Origin of the sequence: Blautia sp. MSK20_18 (assembly GCF_020553125.1) — a bacterium.
In the GTDB taxonomy this organism is placed as follows: domain Bacteria; phylum Bacillota; class Clostridia; order Lachnospirales; family Lachnospiraceae; genus Blautia_A; species Blautia_A fusiformis.
This window is the reverse complement of sequence record NZ_JAJCGR010000091.1, coordinates 1-1,011: the sequence shown is the minus strand read 5'-3', so window position 1 is coordinate 1,011 and position 1,011 is coordinate 1. Positions and strand designations below refer to the sequence as shown.

1 protein-coding gene is annotated in these 1,011 nt (G+C 39.8%); it reads left to right on the top strand.

What is annotated here, in order from left to right:
- Window positions 1–63: 63 nt before the first annotated feature.
- Complete coding sequence (locus LI091_RS18360; protein WP_320442628.1) at window positions 64–927, top strand: leucine-rich repeat domain-containing protein; 864 nt, start codon at window positions 64–66, stop codon at window positions 925–927.
- Window positions 928–1,011 lie beyond the last annotated feature (84 nt).

Genomic DNA, 1,011 nt, shown 5'->3' with positions numbered 1-1,011 from the left:
GGCCCAGGCTCCGCACATCAGATGCTCGGTAATTTAATTGCCGAGTAGTTCACTGCATTTCACATAAATAAAGAGAATCCATATTATAAAACCGTTGATGGTATCCTCTATTCCAAGGATGGAAAATCGCTGATTCTTTGTCCGCGTGGAAAGGACGGTACAGTAGATATACCGGACGGTACAGAATATATATGCGAAAAAGCATTTTCAAAAAGTCATATTTCAGCTGTAAAATTCCCGGATTCATTAAAGGAAATAGGTCCATTTGCTTTTGACTGCTGTGAGAACCTCGCAAATATTGATTTTGGTCATGGAATTCGGCATATCGGTTCTGAATCTTCAAGTAATATTTTTAGAAGTTGTGCCTCAATTGAAAAAGCAGATATCCCATCACAGGTTGAGTCTATTGGAAACAGATTGTTCCTAAATTGCCGTAACCTCAAAGAAATCATATTTCATAATGGGCTTATATCTATCGGCGAACTGGCTTTTGTTGATACAAAGGTGGAAAGGTTATCGATACCTGCGACAGTGGAACGGATTGGTGTAAGCGCTATGAGCGAAGTAAAAGACATCAAGATTGCAAAAGGAGGTAATCCATTTGGACTAATCTGTGCTGTTACGAAAGACCCGTCTTTAGAATCAAATGCTGAAAAGTTATCAGATATTGTCAAGATTGAATATGAAGGAGAAGGGGACTTATATCTTCCAAAATATATGACAAACGAAGGCATTAATAAAGTCAGCAGTGAGATTTCTGTTTATGGCTACAGCGATGAATTCGCCGGGCATACATACGAAATGGGAGTTGCTTCAGACGTCAAACAAAATATCGCGATTCAGATATATCAGTACACGAAAGATTCAGGAATTGCATCATATCTTAAACGTGTCAGTACTTCAATTTGTGAACTACTCGGCAATTAAATTACCGAGCATCTGATGTGCGGAGCCTGGGCCCCGTAGATTCAGGGTGGGTCCATACCACCACTACTGTTTTTTACGCAGCTA